A 3,030-nucleotide genomic window follows, 5' to 3' on the forward strand; every position below is an offset into this window, starting at 1 on the left:
ACCAGCGCACACGCATCCGCCAACGACAGCACCCCGGCCACATGAGCCGCCGTGATCTCACCGATGGAATGCCCGGCGACCACGTCAGGGCGTACGCCCCACGACTCGACGAGCCGGAACAGTGCCGTCTCCACGGCGAACAGGGCGGGCTGCGCGTACTCGGTACGGTCGAGCAGAGCACTCTCCGCCGACCCGTCATCCTCCGCGAACAGCACTTCCTTCAAAGGCCGTTCAAGCTGTAGGTCGAGATGGCCGCAGGCCTCGTCCAGCGCCCGCGCGAACACCGGGAACGCCTCATACAACTCACGCCCCATCCCCGCCCGCTGCGCACCCTGCCCGGTGAACAGGAACGCCAGCCGCCCCTCAGCCGCCACACCCCGGACAACGCCCACCGCATCCTCACCAGCAGCAAGCGCGGTCAACCCAGCCACCAACTCACCACGGCCCGCACCCGCTACCACCGCGCGATGTTCCAGCTGCGCCCGCGTCGTCGCCAGCGCATACCCCACATCCGCCGGATCCGGAGCATCCGCACGCTCCAGCAGGCCCAACAGCGCGGCCGCCTGGGCGCTCAGCGCCTCAGCCGAGCGGGCGCTGAGCACCAACGGCGGCACCGGCCCCGAGGATTCACGGGACTCCGGAAGCCCTGCCCCCTCCTCAACCGGGTCCGTCGCCGGGGCAGGGGCCGGAGCCTCCTCGATGATCACGTGCGCGTTCGTCCCGCTGATCCCGAACGCGGAGACGCCGGCGCGACGCGGGCGGCCGTCCGGGGTCTCCCACGGCATCGCCTCGGTGAGGAGTTCCACCTCGCCCGCCGACCAGTCGACATGCGAGGACGGTGCGTCCACGTGCAGGGTCTTGGGCAGTACGCGGTGCTGCATGGCCAGCACCATCTTGATCACGCTGGCGGCGCCGCCAGCGGCCTGGGTGTGTCCGAGGTTGGACTTTGCCGAGCCCAGCCGCAGCGGCCGGTCGGCGGGACGCTCCTGGCCGTAAGTCGCCAGGATCGCCTGGGCCTCGATGGGGTCGCCGAGCTTCGTACCCGTGCCGTGCGCATCGACGGCGTCCACCTCGGCCGGTTGCAGGCCCGCGTTGGCCAGCGCCTGGAGGATCAGCCGTTGCTGCGACGGGCCGTTGGGGGCGGTCAGGCCGTTGCTGGCGCCGTCCTGGTTCACCGCGCTGCCGCGTACCACCGCCAGCACCCGGTGTCCGTTGCGCCGTGCGTCCGACAGCCGCTCGACCACGAAGACGCCGACGCCCTCGGCGAATCCGGTGCCGTCCGCGGCCTCGGCGAAGGCCTTGCAGCGGCCGTCGGCGGCCAGACCGCGCTGCCGGCTGAACGCGGTGAACATGCCGGGGCTGCCCATCACGGCGACACCGCCGACCAGGGCCAGCGAGCACTCACCGTTGCGCAGCGACTGGGCCGCCAGGTGCAGGGAGACCAGCGAGCCGGAGCACGCCGTGTCCACCGTGACGGCGGGGCCTTCCAGGCCGAGGGTGTAGGAGACCCGGCCGGAGGCGACACTCGGCGCGTTGCCGGTCATCAGATAGCCGTCGAGGCCCACGGGAGCCTGGTGCACCCGGGTGCCGTATTCGTGCACCTCGGCGCCGAAGAAGACACCGGTCCGGCTGCCGCGGAGCGAGACCGGGTCGATGCCCGCACGCTCCAGCGCCTCCCAGGAGGTCTCCAGGACCAGCCGCTGCTGCGGGTCCATCGCCAGCGCCTCGCGCGGGCTGATCTTGAAGAAGTCCGCGTCGAAGTCGGCGGCGCGCGCCAGGAAGCCGCCCTGGTCGACGTAGGACGTGCCGGGCTGGTCGGGGTCCGGGTCGAACATGCCGGGGACGTCCCAGCCGCGGTCGGTGGGGAAGTCCGAGAGCACTTCCCGGCCGTCGGCCATCAGCGCCCAGAATTCCTCGGGGGAGTCGACCCCGCCCGGGTAGTGGCAGCCGATTCCGATGATCGCGACCGGATCCTCGTCGTCCCCCGAGGTCTGCCGGACGGCCGCGGCGACCGGCTCCGCCGCCAGACCGAGGGCCCGGATGCGCACGAAGTGGCTCAGCGCGACCGGCGTGGGGTGGTCGTAGACCGCGGTGATGGGCAGTTCCAGGCCGGTGGCCGCGGACAGCCGGGCGTGCATGTCCACAGCGGCCAGCGAGTCGAAGCCCAGCTCAAGGAAGGGACGGGCGGTGTCGACCACATCCTTGGTGTCCGGGCGGGCGCGGCGCAGCGCGGCGACGGTCTGCTCGTGCACGAGCTCAAGTACGGCGCGCTCCTGCTCGGCCGCGGTCAGTCCGGTGAGCCGCTCTGCCAGAACGGACCGCAGTGCGGTCGGCTCGGACCTCGATGCGCCCCCGGGCTCGCCCGCTGTCCCGGCAGACGCGGCACCGGACTCGGAAGGAACGTTCGCAGACTCTGTCATGTGGTGCACTCCAAAAAAATTCCGCGGGCGAAGAGGCAGGCAGGCGGCCGTGCAGTCGGCGATGCAGTCGGCGGTGTGTGACCGGAAATCGGTCAGTGCGATCGGTCGGCGCGATCGGTCGGCGCGATCGATCACCGTGATCGGTCACCGTGATCGGTCAAGGCAAGGGCGGGCCCTTCTCGGACGGGGCTACGAACGGGGCTACGGGCGGGGCTACGGGCGGGGCTGTCGGCGTGCCCGCGGTGTGCGGCGAATCGCGCCACAGGGACGGCTCGTCGTAGCTGCGCTGCACGTAGGACAGCGCTTCGAGCAGGTCCGATGAGGTGACGGGACGGGACCGGCGGCCGTCCACCAGATCCGTGAGGGGCAGCGAGCCGGTGTCGGCCCAGCGCAGCCAGCCGTCGCCGTCGATGTAGCTGCGGCTGCGGCCCGCGTTGTCCGGATGCACGCAGTACGGGATGTCCAGGTAGCCGCGCTTGAAGGCGAGCAGCAGCGCATGACCCACGTCCGGATGGCTGTTCAGCACGGCGTCCACGAGCGCCCGCGCCTCGGCGTACGTTTGCGAGTCCCCGGCCGCCGGCGCCCCGCCCGCCGGGCACACATCCCCCTG

General features: G+C 71.7%; 1 protein-coding gene and 1 pseudogene. Both read right to left on the reverse strand.

The genetic code is table 11. From position 1 onward, the window contains the following. A partial coding sequence (locus EST54_RS33555) for a type I polyketide synthase (protein WP_392567434.1) occupies window positions 1–2,429 on the reverse strand: 2,429 nt, incomplete at its 3' end. Window positions 2,430–2,577: 148 nt separating this feature from the next. Continuing rightward, a pseudogene (locus tag EST54_RS33560) lies at window positions 2,578–3,030 on the reverse strand (hypothetical protein); the annotation flags it as partial.

This window comes from Streptomyces sioyaensis, assembly GCF_004122735.1.
GTDB lineage: Bacteria > Actinomycetota > Actinomycetes > Streptomycetales > Streptomycetaceae > Streptomyces > Streptomyces sioyaensis.